This window comes from Moorena producens 3L, from assembly GCF_000211815.1.
Taxonomy (GTDB): domain Bacteria; phylum Cyanobacteriota; class Cyanobacteriia; order Cyanobacteriales; family Coleofasciculaceae; genus Moorena; species Moorena producens.
This window is the reverse complement of the sequence record NZ_GL890930.1, coordinates 115,520-135,748: the sequence shown is the minus strand read 5'-3', so window position 1 is coordinate 135,748 and position 20,229 is coordinate 115,520. Positions and strand designations below refer to the sequence as shown.

18 protein-coding genes and 1 pseudogene are annotated in these 20,229 nt (G+C 43.3%); 6 read left to right on the top strand and 13 right to left on the bottom strand.

Translation table 11 applies throughout. The features are described 5' to 3' along the window. Positions 1-1,087 precede the first annotated feature (1,087 nt). On the top strand, positions 1,088-2,362 hold the full coding sequence (locus LYNGBM3L_RS17225) for a glycosyltransferase family 4 protein (protein WP_008185819.1): 1,275 nt from the start codon (positions 1,088-1,090) through the stop codon (positions 2,360-2,362). Positions 2,363-2,471: 109 nt separating this feature from the next. Here the strand turns inward: LYNGBM3L_RS17225 and LYNGBM3L_RS17220 are convergent, their stop codons facing one another. Then, complete coding sequence (locus LYNGBM3L_RS17220) at positions 2,472-5,075, bottom strand: putative PEP-binding protein (RefSeq protein ID WP_008185818.1); 2,604 nt, start codon at positions 5,073-5,075, stop codon at positions 2,472-2,474. Between the two features lie 278 nt (positions 5,076-5,353). Between LYNGBM3L_RS17220 and LYNGBM3L_RS17215 the strand changes: the two genes are divergently transcribed. Next, positions 5,354-6,043, top strand: coding sequence for a ComF family protein (locus LYNGBM3L_RS17215; protein WP_008185817.1), 690 nt, complete (start codon positions 5,354-5,356; stop codon positions 6,041-6,043). Between the two features lie 214 nt (positions 6,044-6,257). Here the strand turns inward: LYNGBM3L_RS17215 and LYNGBM3L_RS17210 are convergent, their stop codons facing one another. The 11 genes and pseudogenes from LYNGBM3L_RS17210 to LYNGBM3L_RS41000 all read right to left on the bottom strand — a co-directional run bounded on the left by LYNGBM3L_RS17210 (position 6,258) and on the right by LYNGBM3L_RS41000 (position 16,389). Beyond that, complete coding sequence (locus LYNGBM3L_RS17210) at positions 6,258-6,824, bottom strand: acyltransferase (protein ID WP_008185816.1); 567 nt, start codon at positions 6,822-6,824, stop codon at positions 6,258-6,260. Positions 6,825-7,043: 219 nt separating this feature from the next. Beyond that, positions 7,044-7,439, bottom strand: a complete 396-nt coding sequence (locus LYNGBM3L_RS17205; protein ID WP_008185815.1) for a hypothetical protein — start codon at positions 7,437-7,439, stop codon at positions 7,044-7,046. Positions 7,440-7,645: 206 nt separating this feature from the next. Further along, positions 7,646-7,864 (bottom strand): hypothetical protein, encoded by a 219-nt coding sequence (locus tag LYNGBM3L_RS17200; protein WP_008185814.1) that lies wholly within the window; start codon positions 7,862-7,864, stop codon positions 7,646-7,648. A gap of 15 nt (positions 7,865-7,879) precedes the next feature. Next, positions 7,880-8,131, bottom strand: a complete 252-nt coding sequence (locus LYNGBM3L_RS17195; RefSeq protein WP_008185813.1) for a hypothetical protein — start codon at positions 8,129-8,131, stop codon at positions 7,880-7,882. A 3-nt stretch (positions 8,132-8,134) separates the two neighbouring features. After that, on the bottom strand, positions 8,135-10,162 hold the full coding sequence (locus LYNGBM3L_RS17190) for a GumC family protein (protein WP_008185812.1): 2,028 nt from the start codon (positions 10,160-10,162) through the stop codon (positions 8,135-8,137). Between the two features lie 154 nt (positions 10,163-10,316). Then, complete coding sequence (locus LYNGBM3L_RS17185) at positions 10,317-11,642, bottom strand: O-antigen ligase family protein (RefSeq protein ID WP_008185811.1); 1,326 nt, start codon at positions 11,640-11,642, stop codon at positions 10,317-10,319. 402 nt (positions 11,643-12,044) lie between these two features. Beyond that, positions 12,045-13,484 carry an oligosaccharide flippase family protein gene (locus LYNGBM3L_RS17180; RefSeq protein WP_044493605.1) on the bottom strand — a complete coding sequence of 480 codons (1,440 nt, stop codon included), beginning with the start codon at positions 13,482-13,484 and terminating at the stop codon, positions 12,045-12,047. 96 nt (positions 13,485-13,580) lie between these two features. Beyond that, complete coding sequence (locus LYNGBM3L_RS17175; RefSeq protein ID WP_008185809.1) at positions 13,581-14,543, bottom strand: glycosyltransferase family 2 protein; 963 nt, start codon at positions 14,541-14,543, stop codon at positions 13,581-13,583. Between the two features lie 935 nt (positions 14,544-15,478). Next, a pseudogene (locus tag LYNGBM3L_RS41010) lies at positions 15,479-15,644 on the bottom strand (IS66 family transposase); the annotation flags it as partial. Next, on the bottom strand, positions 15,617-16,057 hold the full coding sequence (locus tag LYNGBM3L_RS48755) for a transposase (RefSeq protein WP_008185807.1): 441 nt from the start codon (positions 16,055-16,057) through the stop codon (positions 15,617-15,619). The pseudogene LYNGBM3L_RS41010 and the gene LYNGBM3L_RS48755, both read right to left, overlap by 28 nt. A 77-nt stretch (positions 16,058-16,134) precedes the next feature. Beyond that, entirely contained in the window at positions 16,135-16,389 is a 255-nt protein-coding gene (locus LYNGBM3L_RS41000; protein ID WP_008185805.1) for a DUF6444 domain-containing protein, read from the bottom strand. Between the two features lie 833 nt (positions 16,390-17,222). Here LYNGBM3L_RS41000 and LYNGBM3L_RS17165 point away from each other — a divergent pair. The 4 genes from LYNGBM3L_RS17165 (at position 17,223) to LYNGBM3L_RS43780 (ending at position 19,145) form a co-directional block, all read left to right on the top strand. Next, positions 17,223-17,522 carry a hypothetical protein gene (locus tag LYNGBM3L_RS17165; RefSeq protein ID WP_008185803.1) on the top strand — a complete coding sequence of 100 codons (300 nt, stop codon included), beginning with the start codon at positions 17,223-17,225 and terminating at the stop codon, positions 17,520-17,522. 205 nt (positions 17,523-17,727) lie between these two features. Next, complete coding sequence (gene rbp, locus LYNGBM3L_RS17160; RefSeq protein ID WP_008185801.1) at positions 17,728-18,030, top strand: RNA-binding regulator; 303 nt, start codon at positions 17,728-17,730, stop codon at positions 18,028-18,030. 689 nt (positions 18,031-18,719) lie between these two features. After that, positions 18,720-18,920 (top strand): 30S ribosomal protein S21, encoded by a 201-nt coding sequence (gene rpsU / locus LYNGBM3L_RS17155; protein ID WP_008185800.1) that lies wholly within the window; start codon positions 18,720-18,722, stop codon positions 18,918-18,920. An 81-nt stretch (positions 18,921-19,001) separates the two neighbouring features. Beyond that, positions 19,002-19,145: a hypothetical protein gene (locus LYNGBM3L_RS43780; protein ID WP_154659833.1), complete on the top strand. Its 144-nt coding sequence runs from the start codon at positions 19,002-19,004 to the stop codon at positions 19,143-19,145. Between the two features lie 18 nt (positions 19,146-19,163). Here LYNGBM3L_RS43780 and LYNGBM3L_RS17150 read toward each other — a convergent pair whose 3' ends face one another. Then, entirely contained in the window at positions 19,164-20,105 is a 942-nt protein-coding gene (locus LYNGBM3L_RS17150; protein WP_008185798.1) for a glycosyltransferase family 2 protein, read from the bottom strand. Between the last annotated feature and the right edge of the window lie 124 nt (positions 20,106-20,229).

The following is a 20,229-nucleotide window of genomic DNA, read 5'->3' as shown; positions in this document are numbered from 1 at the left end:
ATTTTACATTTTCACATTTGATTAACATAATCTTTAAAATTATATAATTGAAAATTAATAGCTGTTTCTGATAAGCTTTCCGGTAGTTCCTTTAGAAAAACAGGTAGTGGGGCATGGTAACATAGCTCGAATCAATTTTTTCCTATGGTCTTATAGAGTTTCCATTTTATTTTTGAACAAAGCACCCTCTTGAAATAATACTTTCAGCTAGTTTGGCGTTCACAACTCATTTATAGCTATATATAAAATATATACCCTTATAATATAGAGATGCATCGCTATGAAAACATCAACACTTAAAAAAGTATCTAAAATTACAGCAGGAGTGCCATTTATGAATCTATTTACATCGGTTATGTATCTGCCTACGAATCTAGTGGTCAGTGCAGTTAATCCCTTAAAGTATCCAGAGAGTAATTTATTTAAATAAATCTTGGCTTCATTTTTTTTATTTAGCGCAAATTTATATCGTTATGTAATGGTATTTTTACCAGAGTTATCATCAATAATCAAGAAGGTAGCATACCAAGTATTTATATTATAAAATTGACGATGGCTAAGATGGCATCAGGAGTCCAACCAGTGAGTATGATAGTTTTGATACCTATATGAATAGAACCAAGAACAGGGAATGATCAGCTGGAGCTATCCTAAGCCTGAGGACTAATTATTGCCTGCTAAAGAAGGTCATAATAATTGAGTTTTTCTGTCTGTATTCTTAGAGATAAGAGCGCCTAAGCGCGTCTGTCTAACCTACTGCTCTATTGAGAGTAATAGCTTTTGGTATATTCGGTGTTGGTTCAATGCATAAGCATCAACAGACAAAGCCGATTGAGTATCTAGTCATCAAGGCTATAACGTCGAAAATTAAACCAAACGCTTTGAATGAGTAAAGTTTAAATTTTTCTCTTAAAGGTGAAAATTCAAACAGTAAAGTATGTAGGGTAATTAGACACCAGTTGCTAAGTAACTGATAGATAGAACTAACTAGATATAGTGTTTCTCAATGAATTGTAAAAAGCGATGCATCGCTTGTCCACCTGTCAAATCTTAACTTGACAGACTACTCGCTCTACCAATAACGTTCATGCGCATATTAATCTACTCCTATAATTATCATCCTGAACCCATAGGCATTGCCCCATTAATGACGGAACTAGCAGAAGGTTTGGTCAAGGCAGGACATCAAGTACGAGTCGTCACTAGTATGCCGAACTATCCCCAGCGCTGTATCTATGATAAATATCAGGGTAAGTGGTATCTGACTGAAGAAAGAAATGGAGTAATAATTCAACGCTCCTATGTCTGGATTCGACCAAAGCCTGGTGTAGTGACACGGATACTACTGGATGGTAGCTTCGTGGTGACTAGTTTGATTCAGGCTTTCCAGGGCTGGCGACCTGATGTAATTCTGCTGACAGTACCGTCGCTGCCGGTTAGTGTGCCAGCTGCTTTACTCGGTTGGTTGTACAACTGCCCAGTATTACTGAATTTACAGGATATTTTGCCAGAAGCTGCTGTACAGGTTGGTCTAATTAGAAACAAACTAGCCATCCGTATCTTTGAAGCTTTAGAGAAGTTTGCCTACCACACTGCTCATAGAATCAGTGTTATTTCTGAGGGATTCGTTGACAATTTAGTCAGTAAAGGAGTACCTAAAGACAAAATTACCTGTATCCCCAACTGGGCGAATGTTAATGTTATCCGTCCCTTACCCAAAGAAGGAAATTCGTTTCGCACTGCTTACCATCTTGATGGCAAGTTTGTAGTACTGTATTCCGGTAATATTGCCCTGACTCAGGGATTGGAAACAGTAGTGAAGGCGGCTACTCTGGTCAGGCATATTCCAGAAATTGTCTTCGTCATTGTTGGAGAATCTAAGGCTCTACAGCAGCTACAGCAAGACTGTCAGACTTGCAAGGCTAGTAATGTCAAGCTTTTACCTTTCCAACCCCGAGAGAAGTTACCAGAAATGTTGGCAGCAGCAGATATAGGTTTAGTTGTGCAAAAGCGTAACGTTGTTTCCTTTAATATGCCCTCAAAAATTCAAGTGCTATTGGCTTGCGGACGACCCATCATTGCTTCTGTGCCTTTGAATGGAACTGCAGCGCGAGTTGTTCGAAAAAGTGGTGGCGGTGTAGTGGTACCACCACAACAGCCCCAGGCTTTAGCATCTGCAATTGTCGAATTGTATGAAAATCCTGAGCAGGGGGTATCTCTAGGTCAACAAGGTAGAAAATTTGCTCTGAAGCACTTCGCCTATCAAAACGCTCTCAACCGCTATGAAGCACTATTAACTCAAATTACTAAGAAGCCTAACCATAATTCACTGATTGAATTACAGCAGTTTTCAGATTTATAACCTAGGTCAGACCAGATAAACCAAATCAGATCCTGTCCCGTGGTACGTGGTAGTGTTCACCGATACTACTGGACTGGATCTCATCATCCAATTGGGAACTTCTATATATTTATATGTTTTCCCCTTGGCCTTTTACACCCAAGCCTTTTGACTTATTTCGTGCTGCTTCCAAGAGTAAACGTTGCTCAGCACGAGTAATTGCCTGGTAAGTCCCTTCCACATCTTTAACATCAACAGAAATCGAAGTAATTCCCCACTGCACCAACAAATCAATGAGTTCCGGATCCTGAACCGTAGCTTGACCACAAATTGAGCAAGGAATACCAGCTTCCTTTGCCATTTCGATTAATTGCTGAATTGCTTGCTTGACCACTGGATGGCACCCTGCCACCAGTGTTTCCAACTGCCTCTGTTCCCGATCAGCTCCTAGTAAAAGTTGCGTCAAATCATTAGTACCAATAGAAATTCCTTGAACACCTGCTCTAACATAGTCTGGTAGCAGAAACAACACAGATGGTACTTCTGCCATAATCCAAAGTTGAAAATCAGGATTATCAGTAAGTCCTACCTGTTCTACCCGACGGCGGCAAAAGGTAAACTCTTCCACAGTACGTACAAAGGGCAAAATCAGCCGTAAATTCCTGCAGCCGTAAGCATAAACCTCCTGTAAAGCTGCCAGTTCTACATCAAAGCTAGCTGGGTCACTCAGATAGCGACGAGTGCCACGTAGACCAAGCATCGGGTTAACTTCCGCTTCCGTTACCAGGTGATCCCCACTCAGGGATGGAAATTCATGGGAGCGCCAATCCGTGGAGCGATAAAATACAGGACGTGGTGCCAAGGTAACCGTAAATTGAACAATTAACTGAGCCAAGCGTTCTACCAACTCATGTTCATTGCCCTGTCTGTGCCACTGACTGGGGTGCAGATTATTCAAAATCTCCAACATCATCAGTTCTGAACGCAATAACCCCACTCCATCCACTGGCAAACCCACAATTTTTTCTAGGGAGTCCCGCTGGCTAAGATTAACCAATAGTTGAGTAGCAATGGGGAAAGTATTTTGAAAGTTAGAAGGTTGAAAGTTTACTTTTGCTTCCCTTTCTCTTAATCCTGAGCCATGCAATTTTTCAACCGGAAACCCTTGCTTAGTTCCTAGCCGATAAACTTCCCCCTGTCCCCCATCCACGAGTAGAGACTCCCCAGTTTCTACAATTTGGGTAATACCAGCCGCACCCACAACACAGGGAATACCAAGTTCTCTAGCAATAATCCCAGCATGACTAGTTATCCCTCCTTGTTCAGTAATAATAGCGGCTACGTGCTTGAGCCCAGGTAGCCAGTCAGGAGAAACACTTTGGGCAACCAAAATTCTACCAGAGAGGATTGCTGAGACGTTTTTGCCCTCACCCGATATCACATGAGCAGTGGCTTTAACTCTTCCTGGTGCTGCGGGTAATCCTCTCACAAGCATAGGCGTGATGGATGGGTTGACAGTGTGTTCACTAGAGTTGCTCCCAATGGAGTCCGATGAGGCTTCAAGCACATTGGGTCGGCTACTCACTTGTACAGACGTAAACAGCTTGCCGTAGGAAGTAGTAGAACCAACAGAGTAAGCTACATTGGAAGCATGATGTAACGGTTCAACCCTCAACTGGCTAGCATCCCACTTTTGCCCAGTTTGAGCACTAAATTTCGTAATTTGTAACTGTGGTTCTGAGTTTTCTGAGGTTTGCCATAGTGTCCACTCTAGGGAAAAGGTAGGACTAATATCAGCAACTAGACGCTGACTGATAGTAATTAGCTCTTGGAGGTATTTATCCTTTAGGGTGTACTGTTTTTGTTGCTCCTCACTGAGTAGATAGGCTTGCACAGTGTTCTGGGTTAGTGATAATGAGTCTGGTTCCAGACACAACCCATAGGCACGGGTTTTACGACCCAGTCGTGAGGCTAGCACAATACCAGTTTCGATCTCAATTTGGTAATAGTCTGGCACTACTTCCCCCTTCGCCAATGCAGTACCTAACCCCCAAGTCGCTTGGATGTAACCCTCAGCTTGGTTAATCTGGAGTTTACCAGAAGCGATCGCATCCCACATCGGTTGTATCAAGACTGCCAAATTGAGCTGCTGGAGACCAATACTATGCCGTTGCCAGTAAAATAGACTTCTGGCGCGAAATAGTTCTGCCCAAACCTGTTTTAAAGACAGTTCCATTGCGAGTGGTTGCCTAGGGCAAATATAGGATCCCAAAATTTTCTCTGGTAAGGTTGAAAAAATCTGGGGTTGATCTAATCTTGCCACTTCAGTTTCCCCAGTGTCCTGCTCAATTCCCGACCCTGGTGATGTCATGGATAAGGAAGGGTGAAAAATTGTTGCTGGGGCGAGTGTAGTTTCTGCTATCTCGGATAGGGTTGATGCCAACACCGAACCTAAAGTCGCCCCTTGAATTTTGTGACGAATTTGCTGAGCCACTTGCTGTAGCTGGCGAGGATTGTCTACATCTACGTAAAGATAAGAAGAAGGTAAATCAGCTAACAGGGGTTCAGACTCACCTAAAATTGCGATAAATTCCCACAATGCCTTTGCACTCACCACAAAGCCAGGTACAACCGGATAATCCCGTTGCCAGAGCTGACTTAAGTTAAAGGCTTCATTGCCCACCAAGGGATAGTCTGAAGGTTGAATCAGATCAAGAGAGTAAAGATTATCCACAAATCGCCGCCTAATCCTGTTATTCCTCCGGGATTTTGGCATCATATCTTGAAGGCATAATATCTCTTACCATTAATCACGTCGTATTCACCTAAATCGTTAATTAAAAATTGACTCTCAACCAAGAATGATAAGTCGTCAACTGGACATGATATTATTAATCCTTCCTATGCTTTGCATCACGCTCTTAGAAGCAGAAAACGGTAGAAATACTGAGGGATTCTTAGGGTTAGTCTTGGCATCTTTAGAAATATCATGCCAAATAAATCCCCAAAATTATGTTACAGGGAATTCAGACCCTTAAAAACGGTCTATTAAGTCTCTTTCTGAAATCGAACTGTCCCCTATGTGAGCGACCTGCCTCTGATGAATTGTGTGATTATTGCGAGCAGCAGTTACTCCGCTGCCAACTTGACAAAAATCAATTTTTATGTAATCAAAATCTCCCAGTGTTTGTCTGGGGCAATTACGGTGGTCCATTAAAACGATTACTTGCTGCCCTGAAATATGAAAACCAACCCCAGCTAGCACATCCCTTGGGCCATTGGCTGGGTAAAGCTTGGTTAAAATCCTCTGCCACCCGTAGCCAAAAGCAAAAATTAATAGTAGTTCCCATTCCCATGCACCCTACAAAAAAGCGACAAAGAGGTTACAACCAGGCAGAGCTAATTGCCCAAAGTTTTTGTGAATTCACTGGTTACAAACAAGCACCACTGGGTTTAGAAAGAGTCCGGGCAACTCAACCTCAGTTTAGTTTATCTGTCCAAGAGCGAGCGCAAAACCTAGCAGATGCCTTTATTATTGGTAAACACTTTCTCAGACATCATAGCACCTCACCCGTACTAATCCTAGATGATATCTACACCAGCGGAGCTACAGTCAAATCAGCCACCCAAACCCTGAGAAAGCATGGAATAACCGTATATGGGTCAGTTGCGATCGCAACATCTACAGCATCGGTAAAGTAATCAGAAAACTTGGATCAGTTGATGATCGGGTGATCGGGTGATCGGGTGATCGGGTGATCGGGTGATCGGGTGATCGGGTGATCGGGTGATCGGGTGATCGGGTGATCGGGTGATCGGGTGATCGGGTAATTGAAATCTATAGATTTTCCCTGAAATTTGATTACTCAAGCAATGCTCTAGAAACAATAAAGCCTGTCAGTACCAAAGTTTTCAGTCACAGAGTCTTACTGACTGGTTTGAAATGCTTCACAATTTGCTGGGGATTCCCAATAACTACCACGCCGGGAGGGACAGACTTACGAACCACACTGCCTAAACCTACTACACTATTTTCCCCAATGTGTACCCCTTTCATCACCGTAGCTCTGGCTCCAATCCAGACATTTCGCTCAATCACAATCTCAGCTGAAACCTTTGGTCCTGGAGGACAGTGACGCAGGTGGGGTTGTAGGTTATGGTAATCGCTATCAGCAAGAAAGCAGTCAGAAATTAGACATTCATCTCCCACGGTAATTGAGCACTCGCAACCTATACAAGGCCCATTAAGCAGTACATTTGAACCAATATTGACGTTACCAGAACCATAGATAAATACCTCTTTACCCAAGCGAGAACCTGAGCCAATCACTACCTTAACGCTACCTGCTACCTGAAGAGAGCCTTTGATCTGCACTCCTTTGGCAAGGGTGAGATTGGGGTATCGAAACTGATAGTATAAACCCTTAGCCTCAAAATAAAGATGAGCGATAAATTTCAGAAATGGGTGATTAATCTGCTGCATGACACGAAATTGGTGAATCAAAAGGACTAAGTACTCTGTCAATTTAGTTTTGAGAGTTAGAGCAAGCTGTTAGGTGTTAATTTTTAGTGTTTAGGTGTTGGCTGAAGTGGGGTAAGGCTTCGGTGAATTTTTTTCACTGAATCTTTTTCACTTCTGTTGTCTAATGGTTCTGGTACTTAATACCTAGTGCTATCATGCCTAATGGCTAATGCCTAATCACTAATTACTCAAACCCAGTAACACAAGAGAGTAAGGATTAAATCTCACCGATGAGTACTTCAGTAGTCTTGTTGCTAGGGTCTTGCTCTTGACAGCGTTGGTATCTAAAGAAAACATGGGTAGCCTTTTTAGGCTTTCAGTGTCGGGAAAATCCAGTGCTCCCTCAATCCTGATGCTGGCAGGTTTGGCTGATTTATTGATCAACAATAGCGATCGCAGTTCATTGGACTGCTCTATTGCCATAGCCTCCACAAACTTATGGCCGCTCTGGGTGTACATCACCTTGCCAGTCAGGTACTTGATCGCCCAGGGAAATACAGTTGCAGCAGGTCGCAGATTATTACTTGGGTCGATCATGCCGTAATACTTATCCTTGAGATGCCAGGAGGTCGCCATGTCAATCCCAGCGTCAGCTAAATGTTTGAATACTGAAGCAAACCAAACCGCGCCGACATGGGTATTCTGACGGTCTTCACCAGAGTTCCATGAGTAGTTGATGTTATAGCAGAAGTCATTTGTCAGAAGTCATTTGTCAGAAGTAAAACTCTTGCGCTTACAAAGGGTGTGAGACTTTTGTCATGTCCTAACTGCCCTGGCGACTGCTATATATTCTCCTTTCTCGAAAGTAGACCATCCGGATCTGTAGCCATCCAACTGGGCCAGCGGGGAATGTTTTGGATAATGGTAGGCTTTTGGGGATAAGAGGCATCGTAGCAGGCTTGAATTTTTGCCTCGTCCCAGCTTTTCGTAGCTCGGTTAGTCCAACGTTCCCATAGATCGATATGGTGAATACGAATTAACCTGATATCCAGTTCCGCCAAATGCTTCTGGAAAACCTAGTCTGATGCCTTTTCCAGAATAGTAATTTCGTAGTCGTTGGAGCCAAAGGTGAAGGGTGTAGTTTGTGCGACTGGCTTTGCCCAATCCACCCTAACTTTAGTTTTAATTGACTTTCCGGACAACCACAAATTTTGTATTGGTGATGCTCTTACCGAATTAGTAGCGCTTTGCTTATCAAAGAGTCTTGGTAAGAGGAATGCGATCGCAGCGCCAGATAAAGCTAGCTGGAGTAATGTTCTACGTTTCATCGCTTATGACTTCACTAAACTATCACTAGATCTGTATAAGTAGGGTTTGGACTTAGTTTCTACCCCATTCACCACCAAACCCAACAGTTGAGCATTGTGCTGAGCCAGTTGTTCCAAGCTGTCACTGACAAAGTCACGCTTACTAATCTCAGGTCGAACAACAAACAACAAATTACCGATGACAGCAGCCATCAGGGCAGTTTCACTGGTCATACTGACCGGAGCACTGTCAATCAAAACATAGTCATAGTCACCCGATTCCTCCGCAGTAGCTAGGCTCTGCTCAAATTTACCCTGGGTCACCAGCTCCACAATTTTGCCTTTTTTGTGGGAGGTAGGCAGTAAGTCAAGACTCGGTTGGATCTTCACCGGCTGTCCGGGTTTGAGGGGGTCATGGTGATGACCCAAGCGCTGAGAAAGGGTTGCCTGTCGGAAATCTCCATCCACTACCAAGACCCGAAACCCTAAATCTACCAGAGCTGTCGCCAATCCCAGAGTGACAGTAGTTTTGCCTTCTGAGACCATCGCGCTAGTAATCAAGATGCGACGGTCCTCCCCAGAGCGTAAGCTAATCACCGATGCTAGTCGCTGAAACTCTACATCCGTTTCTGTACCCAGCTCTAATCCCATACCAGCGTGCCTCAGATGAGGGATATTGACCACCATCGGGAACTTGATTGCCTGTAGGTCTTTGGGACTCAGCAGTGGGTTGCGCCGTTCTAGAAGCAATACCAGCGCTATACTACCCACTGCCGATGCCAGAAAACCATTAGCTATGATTAACAACTTCTTCGGACCAGCAGGCTTCTCGTCAACAGTGGGAGGGTCAAGCACCTGTACATTGGGATAAGCACTAAACGCATCAAGATTGACTTGCTCCATTTGAGCAACTAAACCGTTATAGACTCCCGCAGCCACATCGTACTGTCGCGTTAGTTCCAGCAGCCTAGACTGATGGACAGGAATCACCGTTAAAGTATTTTTCATCTGGTCAATCTGCTGCTGTAATTGCTCCGCTTGTTGTTGTTGACCACTAGCAGCACTTTCCGCCAGAATCAGTTGCTGGATTAACATTGCTCTTCCTTGAGCACTATCAGTTAGCGTCGGGTCTACTAACGTATCACCAGCTGCTAGAAAGATGTACTGTTGAATCTGCTGCTGCAACTGCTCACGTTGTAGCAGCAGATTTTGGATCTCAGGATGAGCATAAGTATAAGTAGCTTGAGCTTTGACCAAAGTCGCTTCCAGTTCAGTCAACTGCTGCCGCACAAACTGGTAATCCCGGTTTTCTGCTAGACCTAGAGAGCGGATTGCTTGCTTAGGAGTAAGACCCAAACGAGTCGATAGGATTTGAAGCTGATGTTGACTAGCTTGAGCTTCAGCTTGAGCCTGAGCTTGGCTAATACTCAGATCAGTAATTGCCCTCACCAGTCCTTCAGTTTGGGCTTCGCTATTCACTAAACCAGAGGATTCCTGAAACTTTGCTAATGCCTCCTGAGACTGATCCAATTTTTGCTTAGCTCGGTCGAGCGCTTTCTTATTAAACTCAACCCTAGTGGTACCATCTGCTTGACGCAGTTCATTCAGGCGCTCCTGATACGCACTGATCAGTGCCCTGACTCGATCTCTTGCTAATTCTGGACTAGCCCCAGTCGCATTCAACCAGATGGTCGTCGATTCCTGGTGAGGAGATACCGCGAACAACTGCTTGTATTGAACTAACCTTTGAAAATCCGTTTTCTCTGGGTCAGACTCCAACAAGCGCCTCATCAAAGCATCACTTTTGAGAATAGATGCCTGCATATTCAGAGGATGACTCTTCGCTGACAATTCAGAATCCCCCTTAGTTAATGACCCAAGGGTTCCTAAACTAGCTTGTAACTTGCCTGTTTCCGGTAGAATTAGCTGTGCTTTAGCAATCCAAAAAGGCTTTAATAAAGAAAAGGCTCCAAAGCTAGCTGCAAGCACCAAAGAATTAAAAACTAATAAAAGTATCCAATGTCTATTCAGGATCGCAACTACTTTTTTCATAAGATATATTCCTAATACAATCTTGTGTCAATTTTTAATTTATATAATGATTAATTTAATCAATAGCAATTTTCATAAATAAGAACTAATAACTAATTTTCAAAAAATAAATAAAAGTCTATTTTTTTGATTTTTAATTTTCAATCAAACATTTTCAAGTTCTAGATAACTGCTCCCATCGAGAGACAAACTGCTCATTTCGCTGTATTTCGGCAAGAATTGCCCCTAACCAGACCCAAAAATACCACAAATACACTGCCATCCAGCTCAAGGGTGTTCCGTTGAGAAGCATATACAAAGCCACCAGACTGGCAAATGCCCACTGGCAATGATAGTTACCACGAATCGCTGGAATCCAAGTACTCCAAAGGGTTGAACCTAGGGCACCTATAAAAAAGATAAAGCCAATGATGCCGTGCAAATAAAGAACTGAGGCGTAGGTTGAAAAGGAACCCAAAGCAATGTCGTAGATAAACCATTTGACGGAGCCTTGTATAATTCCCCATCCCATCAAAGGGCGTTCTTGCCAAGCCTCAAGGGTTTTAGTAACCACCAGTTCCCGGTCTTTAGAGGATTCGGCACGAGCACTATTGAAGATTTCTAGGGGCTTTTTCACTAAATCACTGAAGGTCAGACCTCCCAAAAGAGCACAAAGTAATGAGCTTAATGAACCAATCCATAAAGAACCTTGACGAGCCAAACTGCTGCGGAAACAAGCTGTAATCACCAATGCCATCACAAAGGAAACCCAGGATAAACGACTAAAACTAATTAGCAGAGCGGTTAAACAACCCGCTACGGATATTTGACGTAAGCGGCGGTTTTCTTCACCCAAGCAGATGAAAAAACTTAGAATGGAACACACCCCTACAATGGGGGGGTCGGGGGTGTAAAGAACTGTCCTGGGTAAAGGGATACCAAAAAAAGGTTGTAAGTCAGCAAATGTAACTTGCAAACTCAAAGCACCTCCCGGAATTAGACGGGCTAAGGGCGGTAGAAAAGGTTCTTTGCCTAATCCCACTACCAGCATGAGCATCTCAATGGCGATAGTCACTAAATATCCTGTTGCCATCCAAGCTACAGCACGGGTCACCACCTTAACCCTGATGGCATGCCAAAATGGTAGGAGCAGTGCGGCAAAAATTAAACAGTAGCTCTTGAAAAAAGTTACGAACGTAGCAGCAATTTTCTGCAAGGCAAACCCGACGTCATTGAGACCAAACGTAGCAGTCCAGACCATGACTAGAGCCATACCTAACCAAGCCCAGATACAGGCGGGTATCGATCTTCTAGTGAGTTTGTCAATGTCAAAGTTGACTCCTAAGAAACCAACAACTACCGCTGGGTAGAAGAGTGTTTGTATTCCCAACAACCACCAGAGCGGTGTTAGCACAATCACCCAGTAAATAACTTTTTCTGGAAATGACATGGCACCCAGTTTAAAGTTTCTAGTGTGGAAATCTGGTATGCTAGAGGTCATAGTTAACAGTCCATACTTTGATGTTTTAGAGCACGTTCATTAGATGAGAGTGATTCAAATCTACTAGCTTCGTTCGTTTATAGTGTTATTTTGGTTGTTATTTGTCATTTTTTATTTTTATTGATATTCCCAAGGTTTTGCCGTTTCCATAACAGTATTGTTTGATCGCGTTTATCATACTTATGAGGTACAGTCAATTTTCTTCCCCCCTGATTAAGGAAGAGGGGATTCCTACTCCCTACAATCCATGACTTTTTCCATTACTCAAGTGATAACTGCTATATATGAGCAGCTACAATAACATTGTGCCTATTTAATGCCTTAATTTAGATTAGAAAAATTACGGATTAAACAGTGAATTCGGTTAACCTAACATTCAGTAAATTTACTGAATTTATTAGCTTATAACTGACTTTTACCTAACTTTGTCAGCTGATTAGCCAATTTCCCTAGTAGAGACTGGTAACTCAAAAATTGTTTGGCAGCGATCAGGCGCATACAGACGATATAGAGACTCATAAATAGGAAGGGCTTCAGGATTGTTGGTAAACCTAGACAACTGACAATGGCTAACAGTACAATCAGAGCAGCTTTAAAGCACGGAAGTAAAAACTTCATCAATGGCCAACCTAGTGCTCGGCAACCTACCCACCACCAGTAGACTGTCCAGACAATTCCTAGCACGAAAGCAACTGCAATTCCCACCCCAATTAGTCCTGCTTGCTCAGCACCAATGATAAAGCTCAAGAAAGCGACCGGAGCAATCATAAGGTTAACCTTGGCGTTAATCCCAGTTCTGCCTTTTGCTGCAAGCATATTAATCAGTGAATTATTGATCAGCCTAAAGTAAGCAAACACAAGTAACCAAGGAATCACCTGGCAGGCTGGCACCCACTTCTGGCCAAATATCATAGAGATGAGCTGATCGTCTACCACTAAAAAAAATAAGGCGTATAGAGGAGCCCCCAGGAAAGCCATTTGTTCAACCATTGTGACTAGAACACTTTGCTGCTGTTCGTCATTCTCTAACTGGGCGAAGGAGGACATTCCTACCTGATTAATCACCTCACCCATTACAGTGTTAATTGTCTGGGTCAATTGGTAAGCAAAGTTGTAGTATCCCAAATTCGTATTACCCAGCAGTTTACCAATGACAAAGTTGTCACCATTGGCATTTACATAAAATCCCAAACTGGAGCCAGTGGCACCAAAACAGAACGACAAAACTTCTGAGCTAGCCTGTGGATCAATCTGTAAGCGGAATTTGTGTTCTACATGACCACGACTAATCCAATACTCTATAAACCAAAAAGCCGCATCTCCCACTACAAATGACCAGTAGCTCAAACCGATAAAGGCGCAACCAGTGGTAGAGACTACTCGCACTAACGAGGCGATTATGGTCGCATGGGCTATTTCCCGATACCTCATCTGTCTAGTGAGTACTCCCTGATAAACAGACTGGATAGAAGCCACCACCAGATTAAAGGCGAACACGATCAGAATCCATACCAGGTCTGGTACACCGAAAAAGTTAGCCGCTAGGGGAGATATCGCCACCATTGCCACTGCCAACATCAATCCCCTGGCAATAGCAATTGTGTATGTTGTATTTAAATAACGCTGGTCTTCAATGCCCTTGTAGACAATAAAAGAGTTGATGATGCCTTGGGTGAACAAATTCAGGAAAGACCAAAAAATATAGGCAACGCTAATCACCCCAAATTCAGATGGCAACAGCAACCTTGCTAGTATCAGGTTACTTAGCAATACCAGCAGACGTGTCCCGAGGGCTCCGTATGTTGTCCAGAACCCACTTGTGAGTAACGAGCTGAGTTTCATTAGGTTAGCAAGGTTTGGAAGGGACAAAAGGCTTGCATGTAAAAGGCTTGCACGTCAAAGGCCAATGACCAATGACTGATGACTAATACAAAATTTTTAGTTGTTTGCTCTGTATTCTACGGAGCCAAGCGATCGCTTAATCACCAGCTTGGCTAGTGGTGCCAGACGTACAGCTACGAGCGTCAGAAGCGATCGCGGATCCCGATAGAAGATTGAGCTATTGGCAGCTAACGCTTGGTTGATAAAGTGAACAGCTTTAGCTGCATCACCAGCAGTTAGGGATAATCGAGCTAGGTAGCGATACATATAGGCGTAAGCCGTCGGCAATACTGTCTCTACCAATTCTGGAGAGCGTTGATAAGCTGATTTAAGTACCTGTTCATGAGAATGCTGCATTTGTGTTATGTTAAAAGAAAGTCCAGAAGGACGAACTCGGTAGCAACACAAGACTTGTGGCTCCCGATGAAAACGCCAGCGTCCCGTAGCGGCAATTCTTAACCAGAAATCTATATCTTCTGAACTGCGTAACCCTTCGTCAAATTCCCCGACTTCATCCACTAGACAGCTTCGGAATACACCATTAGAACCATGACCAATGAAATTCTTGCACAGTAGGGCTAGGAGTGGGTCAGACATAACTGGCTTACCACTCAGACGCATTATCGTGGGACTTCCATCATCACGGATTGCTTGTGAGGCACTGTAGACAACCCCTACCTCTGGTTCCCGATCCAGTACAGCCACATGGTTAGCTAGTTTCTCCGGCTTGTAGACATCATCTGCATCAAGTAGAGCGATGTAGCTAGCACGAGCATGACGGATGCCATAGTTACGAGCCGATGAGAGTCCTCCATTGGACTTCTGCAATAACTGAAAGCGTGAATCCCGCCGACAAAACGGTTTAACCAGTTCAGCGGTATCATCAGTAGAGCCGTCGTCAACAATGAGGACTTCAAATTCTCGACAAGACTGACCCTCAAGAGAGACTAGCGCTTCCCAAATGTAGGAGCGAACGTTATAAGCAGGAACGACAACACTGACTTTTGGTGAAGTAATCATTCAAAACTCCTATCTCTAATATCTATTTCACTTATTCAGACTACAGATAATACAGATGATGATGAAATGATGGGGTCATCGGGTGAAGAATATTATTGAAGTTCAAAAGATGTAGTGATTTGGCTAAGGTCTGGTCATGATTTCCGGTGCTAAAATCACTACTTGTGTACCACTATCGAGCCACGCAGCCCCTCCCCACTCGTGCTTTGCATCACAGGGTAAACGTATCTAATTTGCTGATTCCTATATATAATGTTTTTGTAATTAAATAAACACTATATGTGGAAAATACCTTGTCAACAAGCACAATAAGGCTGGGTTTATTGAGAACTATCCCCAGTGTATTGACAAGATGCCTTTACCCTGCTTTGCATCAAGACAATACTAATGCTGCGAGGTCTGATCTATATCTGCTCATTCATTCATCTATAAACATGTGCTAAATCTAAGTAGATCTTACTTTATGCAAAAATAATTTGCTGACTTTAATTAGCTTTAATTCAAAAATAGCTATTTTTTTGAAACCTACTTATATTCATCAATTTGTCTGATTTAATTATAGTGTGAATACTTTAGATTATTTTTCGATATATTTACTATTTTTCTACATTTTTTCATTAGGTAAAAACCCGTAAAAATTACGTATAATTGCGGTATATAGCAATTATCATAGCTATGAGGTACAAAATTTCGGGATTTTAGGGAACAGCGGATCTGGGAAATCAGAAGAGGGAAGAGGAATGCGCTGCATCAAAACAGGGAATCAACGTCAAAAAAGACTGTACCTCATAACTGCGATCAACGCTATATAGCCTTACTCATACTTATGACTGAAGGTAACCGTCCCATGGCCTTACGCCACCATAGGTATTTGAGTGTTGATCAGAGTTTGTGGTAATAGGGATGGAGCCGATAACCCTAATCCCTTTTTGGTGCTGTGCTTTGAGGGATGTCACCACAGTCAAAATTCTCGTGCGCGAATTCACTGCCGGCTTGAGATTGGGAACCAAAGCTGGTTCGCCGCCAAATCACGGCAGTGCGTAGGGCACGTTCTGCGGCATTATTCGTGGGCTCTACCCCTGGAACATATACAAAAGTCCATCACCATTGCCTTGGCTAAAGCTGGTTTCATCACTATGAACAAACCCCTGGCCTTGAACATACTGCTGAGCTTGTTCCACTGGAGCTGCGACCGCCTCACTCACCTGGTGACGAAGACGATTGATCCTCCCACGGGAAAGCTCAACACTAAACTTTGTAGCAAGTAAGGACTTCACCATCCGGTGACTTTGGCGATGTTCTACACTAAACCTTGCAACCACTGCCGCTAATCGGTCTCCTAAGCCTAATGATGGTACCTCGGCAGGGAGTGGTGCACGGTTCTTCCTGCCGCAGCAAGTGCATTCCAACTGATGCAGTTGATGTTCAATTCCCTTGGCCGATAGCGGCGGAATATCAACGATTTGATCACGATAAGGGTGCGCTGGTCGAAGCCGCTCAACTGCTCTCCACAATGCTGACCAATATCTGGTACATGGGAATGGACTTCGCTACAGGCTTCGAGCGGATAGAGCTGTGGTGTTTTCTCGGATCAGCCATCACTGCTAGACTTTTTCTTTTTCTTTGTCTTTTTCTTGTTGAGAGTCTGGGGGTTTGACAAATCTTGCTGACCAAAACCGTCACTTGAGGGGGGACGAGATGAATTTTGTGAATTTTGCTTGAGTTGCTCTTCTATATAGGCCAAACGCTCACTCAAAACTGTTACCACCGCTTTTACACTCCCTGGGGTGGCATCCCAATCTCCCAAAGGAATTTGAATCCCTGGGATGTTAATCTCTACACTCATAAACCCAATCTTACCACAGAATCGCCACTGAAACCCACATTTCTTCGTTGGAGGCTGGGACGGTTACGACTGAAGTTACCCTTAGCGATTTCATAAAAACCCTTGCCTAGAGAGGTTTCCAGCCATTTTTAAGCTACCGCTACTGGGTACATTTAGAAGCGACTCCTGAAAAGCATTTGAAAGGATTTGAAGCGAATGCTATTTTTGTGCATAGTACCATGATTGCAAGCATCAAGCCAAAACCTACATGGGTACATATTTGGGAAACTCAATCGCTACATCGTTTACAGTAAGAGAGTTTGAGGCTGAAAGTAGTACAAATGAACGGTGTGACTTCAGTTATGAGAAACATTCAAGTTTATTACCCCGTTTTGATGCAATAGCGAGTGGTTTGGGTTCTGTTTGGGTCACTTGTGAGCATCTTGTCACAAAAATTACTCACTACATTGTGTAGTTCTAAAAGATTACGAATTTTGAGGATTTTGCAATGGGGTTGACCTTATCGCCCGAAGGGCTAATCGCAAATTGTTAAATAATTCTAAGTATTTCTAGTTGGGATGATCACTCAGCATGAGGTTTTTATATACAGCGTTTTTCATGACTATAAGGTACATAGGTGCGCTTTCCGCATCTAATTATTAAATTCCCATTAGCTGCGCGCCTCCAAGGCCGGGTAACCCGGCCTTGGGTCGCGCCTTCGGGTCGCACCTCAGGATTTTTTCCCTGTTCCCTGATCCGAAGTTCCCTAAAACCCAAGAATTTGTACCTCACCCAATGGCCAACCGCTGTATTACTTAATGTATTACAAATTGAAGTTCTTTCAAAAATAAACGGTGCTACATGAAGAAAAGTTAAAAAATTTGCCATCCTTACTCCAAGCAGATCCCATAAAAATTTACAAAAATTTACATAGCGATAAAAACTTTGGTCCGACTACTGATCAGCAAAAGGTGATCACCAAATGGGCTGATCAGCGACACGCTGATAGCGTCCGTCAAAAGCTCAGTCCCAAATTCGGTCACCTGCCCTGGTTTATCGAGATTTGCGGCTATAATGAAACCGCTGTGAGGGGAGAGGGAGAGATGAGGAGTGGGTATGAAAAGTTTTTTCAAAACTGGCAACTATGCAATTAAAATCCACAACAGCTTAATTGCACAACTTAATTGCACAACCCAAGTAGGAGGTTAGTCACGTTAATGTCTATGTTATCATAAAAAGCGAGTATAGGTATCGGTTGCAGTTTTTGTTTTCAGTGTTGACAGGTTTCTTCTGTTTCATATTGCTAAGCATGCCTCCGAAATTTCTATCTCTACATAAATCAAATTTTGGAGATATTGTATGTCTGTCTATGTTGGTAACCTTGCACGTGAGGTGACAGAAGAGGATCTGAAATCTGTGTTTGAAGAATATGGCGAAATCAAGCGAATTCACATGCCCACCGATCGCGAAACAGGTCGCTTAAGGGGCTTTGCTTTTGTGGAAATGAACACAGAGGAGGAAGAAGCGAAGGCCATTGAAGAGCTTGATCGAGCTGAATGGATGGGGCGCGAGCTCAAAGTCAATAAAGCCAAGCCTCGGGAAAAAAGAAACTCATTTGGGGGCGGTCGCAAAGGTGATAACTTCGGCGCTCGTCGCTACTAAGCTCGCTTTGATCTAAATCAAAACCCAATTCTCAGGTCTGAGCCCAGGGCAGGGGTTTTACCCCTGTCTAGTTCTACCCTGCGCGTCAGAATTTAGGGAGTAATCCTGGTAGGGTAAAGCAAACTCGAACTCTAGTTGGAAGATACTAGTGTGGGTAGGATTGCTGTCTATCAGTCGATTGAAGGCATCTTAAACTTTTTGATTCAGACAAGTATGAACGTTTAAGACCTAAAGTAGGAAAACCCAAATAGGCAGTGTTCAGATCGAGAATCACACTAGTTGTAGTGTGTGAGTTAACCAACAATATCATTAATTCCACGGCTCATAGCTAAAGTCAGTTTTAAGGGAGATATTGTAGCAAACTCTCCAGGCTGAAGCGTGGAGGTACACCATCACAGTCCACTTGACAAGGAGTAAGGAAAAAATAAGGATTTGAGAGCCTGCTTTTGGCAGGCTTAATTCGGATTTCTTTGCCATAGACGAGTGCAGGCTATCCAGGTGCAAGATTATGATTTTCAACGGACTTGAGATATAAGCCATTCGTTTTAAAAACTGGCCAGATGCCAACACCTTCCGTCAGTTGTAGGAGTTTTCTCAGTCAATCAGAGGTTTTGCCCTGTCCTGTACTTATGGGATGAATGATGACTTGTTATTCGACCACGGAAGCGATCAAAACAGGAGGACATTGAATGACCCAAGTGGTGGTTGGTGAAAATGAGCAGTTAGAGTCAGCCCTACGTCGATTTAAGCGAAAAGTCTCCCAAGCTGGCATCTTTGCCGATATGAAAAAGAATCGTCATTTTGAGACATTTGCACAAAAACGCAAACGTAAAGAAATTGCGAGACATCGGGAACGTCGAAGACTCCGAAACCGTAGAAGACGGTTCTAGCAGGGTAGATTGCTAGATTAATTTTTTAGATCCACTCCGGTAGCATCGTTATTGTAAGGCGTGGGTAATAGGTAAGAGGTAATGGGTAATTGGCAATTGCGATTACTCCTGTACCATTACCGATTACCCGTTGCCTATTTCCGTGACCCATTACCCAAAACAACCTTGGATTATGAACACTACATTATGAACACTAAATATGACAAACGACAAAAACGGACTTGATATAACCTGATGTTTTGCTCAAGTTGTTAATGGCTGAGGATTCTTAGTCAGTAAATTCCGCAACCAGCGTCGAGTCTTGGGAGAGATTAGCCACATACCGAAGTACAAAATTATATCCATAGGTAGGGGTTTGCCATGGCGAATGGCTTCCCAGAGAAGGGGAAAAAATGCCTTCCACTCACCAGCGAAGGCAGCTCTTGAACTTACCTGTGTCAAGATAAAGGATGCGTAAGCACGGGGTGTAACTAACTCTTGTAAATTTTGAATCCAGTTTAATGAAGTCCGCCATTTAGTAGTGCTACTAATACTAGGATGGTTTTCTCCTAAATACCACACTGACAATGGTTCAGTCACAAACTCAATTCCTACCTCTTCCAAAGTAGTCGCCCGTAACACCCAGCCCCAATCTTCGTGAATTTTACCGCTGCTTCCGGGGGGGATTTTTTGCAATAACTCTTTGGATGTAAGAATAGTTGAAGCTTGAATTAGTCCTTCTCCCTGGAAGAAGGTATTGCGAACAAACAGATATTCACTCAGTGCTTCTGATTTAGAGGGAATTCTTCTCGGCCAAATGGAATCGTTTTGGGGAGTCCGAGCAATTAGGTAACAGGTAACAATGGGGTATTTGTATTGGGAACGATTAGCCGCTTCCAGTTGCAGTTCAAGTTTTTGGGGCATCCATTCGTCATCATCATCTAGATGAGCAATCCATGGGGCTTGAGCTGCAGCAATCCCCGCCCTACGAGCGGCAGTGCAACCTTGATTGGTGGGCAGTTCAATCACCCTTAGCCGGGAGTCATCCACTTCTGCGAGTGAGGCACAAGTAGCCTCATTCGGACCATCTATGACAACAATGACTTCGATTTGACTAAGGGTTTGAGCTAGAGCGCTTTGAACAGCTCGTTTAACTAACTTTGGTCTGCGATAGGTAGGTATTACGACACTAACTAAGGGTTTCAAGGTTATATCCTCCTGATGATATGTAAAATGAAAAATTTCTGCTGATTATAAATCCTAATGATTGGCAATATTTTTAAAAAAAAATAACTAGTTTTAGGGACTGATTAAGCATGGCTACCCTTGG

Bases quoted from the DNA above. Each gene is read 5' to 3' on its own strand.
- LYNGBM3L_RS17180 (WP_044493605.1), bottom strand. From the start codon at position 13,484: ATGAAACTCAGCTCGTTACTCACAAGTGGGTTCTGGACAACATACGGA.
- LYNGBM3L_RS17205 (WP_008185815.1), bottom strand. From the start codon at position 7,439: ATGGCGACCTCCTGGCATCTCAAGGATAAGTATTACGGCATGATCGAC.
- LYNGBM3L_RS17215 (WP_008185817.1), top strand. From the start codon at position 5,354: ATGTTACAGGGAATTCAGACCCTTAAAAACGGTCTATTAAGTCTCTTT.
- LYNGBM3L_RS41000 (WP_008185805.1), bottom strand. From the start codon at position 16,389: ATGAGTGTAGAGATTAACATCCCAGGGATTCAAATTCCTTTGGGAGAT.
- LYNGBM3L_RS17210 (WP_008185816.1), bottom strand. From the start codon at position 6,824: ATGCAGCAGATTAATCACCCATTTCTGAAATTTATCGCTCATCTTTAT.
- LYNGBM3L_RS17195 (WP_008185813.1), bottom strand. From the start codon at position 8,131: ATGAAACGTAGAACATTACTCCAGCTAGCTTTATCTGGCGCTGCGATC.
- LYNGBM3L_RS17185 (WP_008185811.1), bottom strand. From the start codon at position 11,642: ATGACCTCTAGCATACCAGATTTCCACACTAGAAACTTTAAACTGGGT.
- LYNGBM3L_RS43780 (WP_154659833.1), top strand. From the start codon at position 19,002: ATGGGTAATTGGCAATTGCGATTACTCCTGTACCATTACCGATTACCC.
- LYNGBM3L_RS17225 (WP_008185819.1), top strand. From the start codon at position 1,088: ATGCGCATATTAATCTACTCCTATAATTATCATCCTGAACCCATAGGC.
- rpsU (WP_008185800.1), top strand. From the start codon at position 18,720: ATGACCCAAGTGGTGGTTGGTGAAAATGAGCAGTTAGAGTCAGCCCTA.
- LYNGBM3L_RS17175 (WP_008185809.1), bottom strand. From the start codon at position 14,543: ATGATTACTTCACCAAAAGTCAGTGTTGTCGTTCCTGCTTATAACGTT.
- LYNGBM3L_RS17190 (WP_008185812.1), bottom strand. From the start codon at position 10,162: ATGAAAAAAGTAGTTGCGATCCTGAATAGACATTGGATACTTTTATTA.
- rbp (WP_008185801.1), top strand. From the start codon at position 17,728: ATGTCTGTCTATGTTGGTAACCTTGCACGTGAGGTGACAGAAGAGGAT.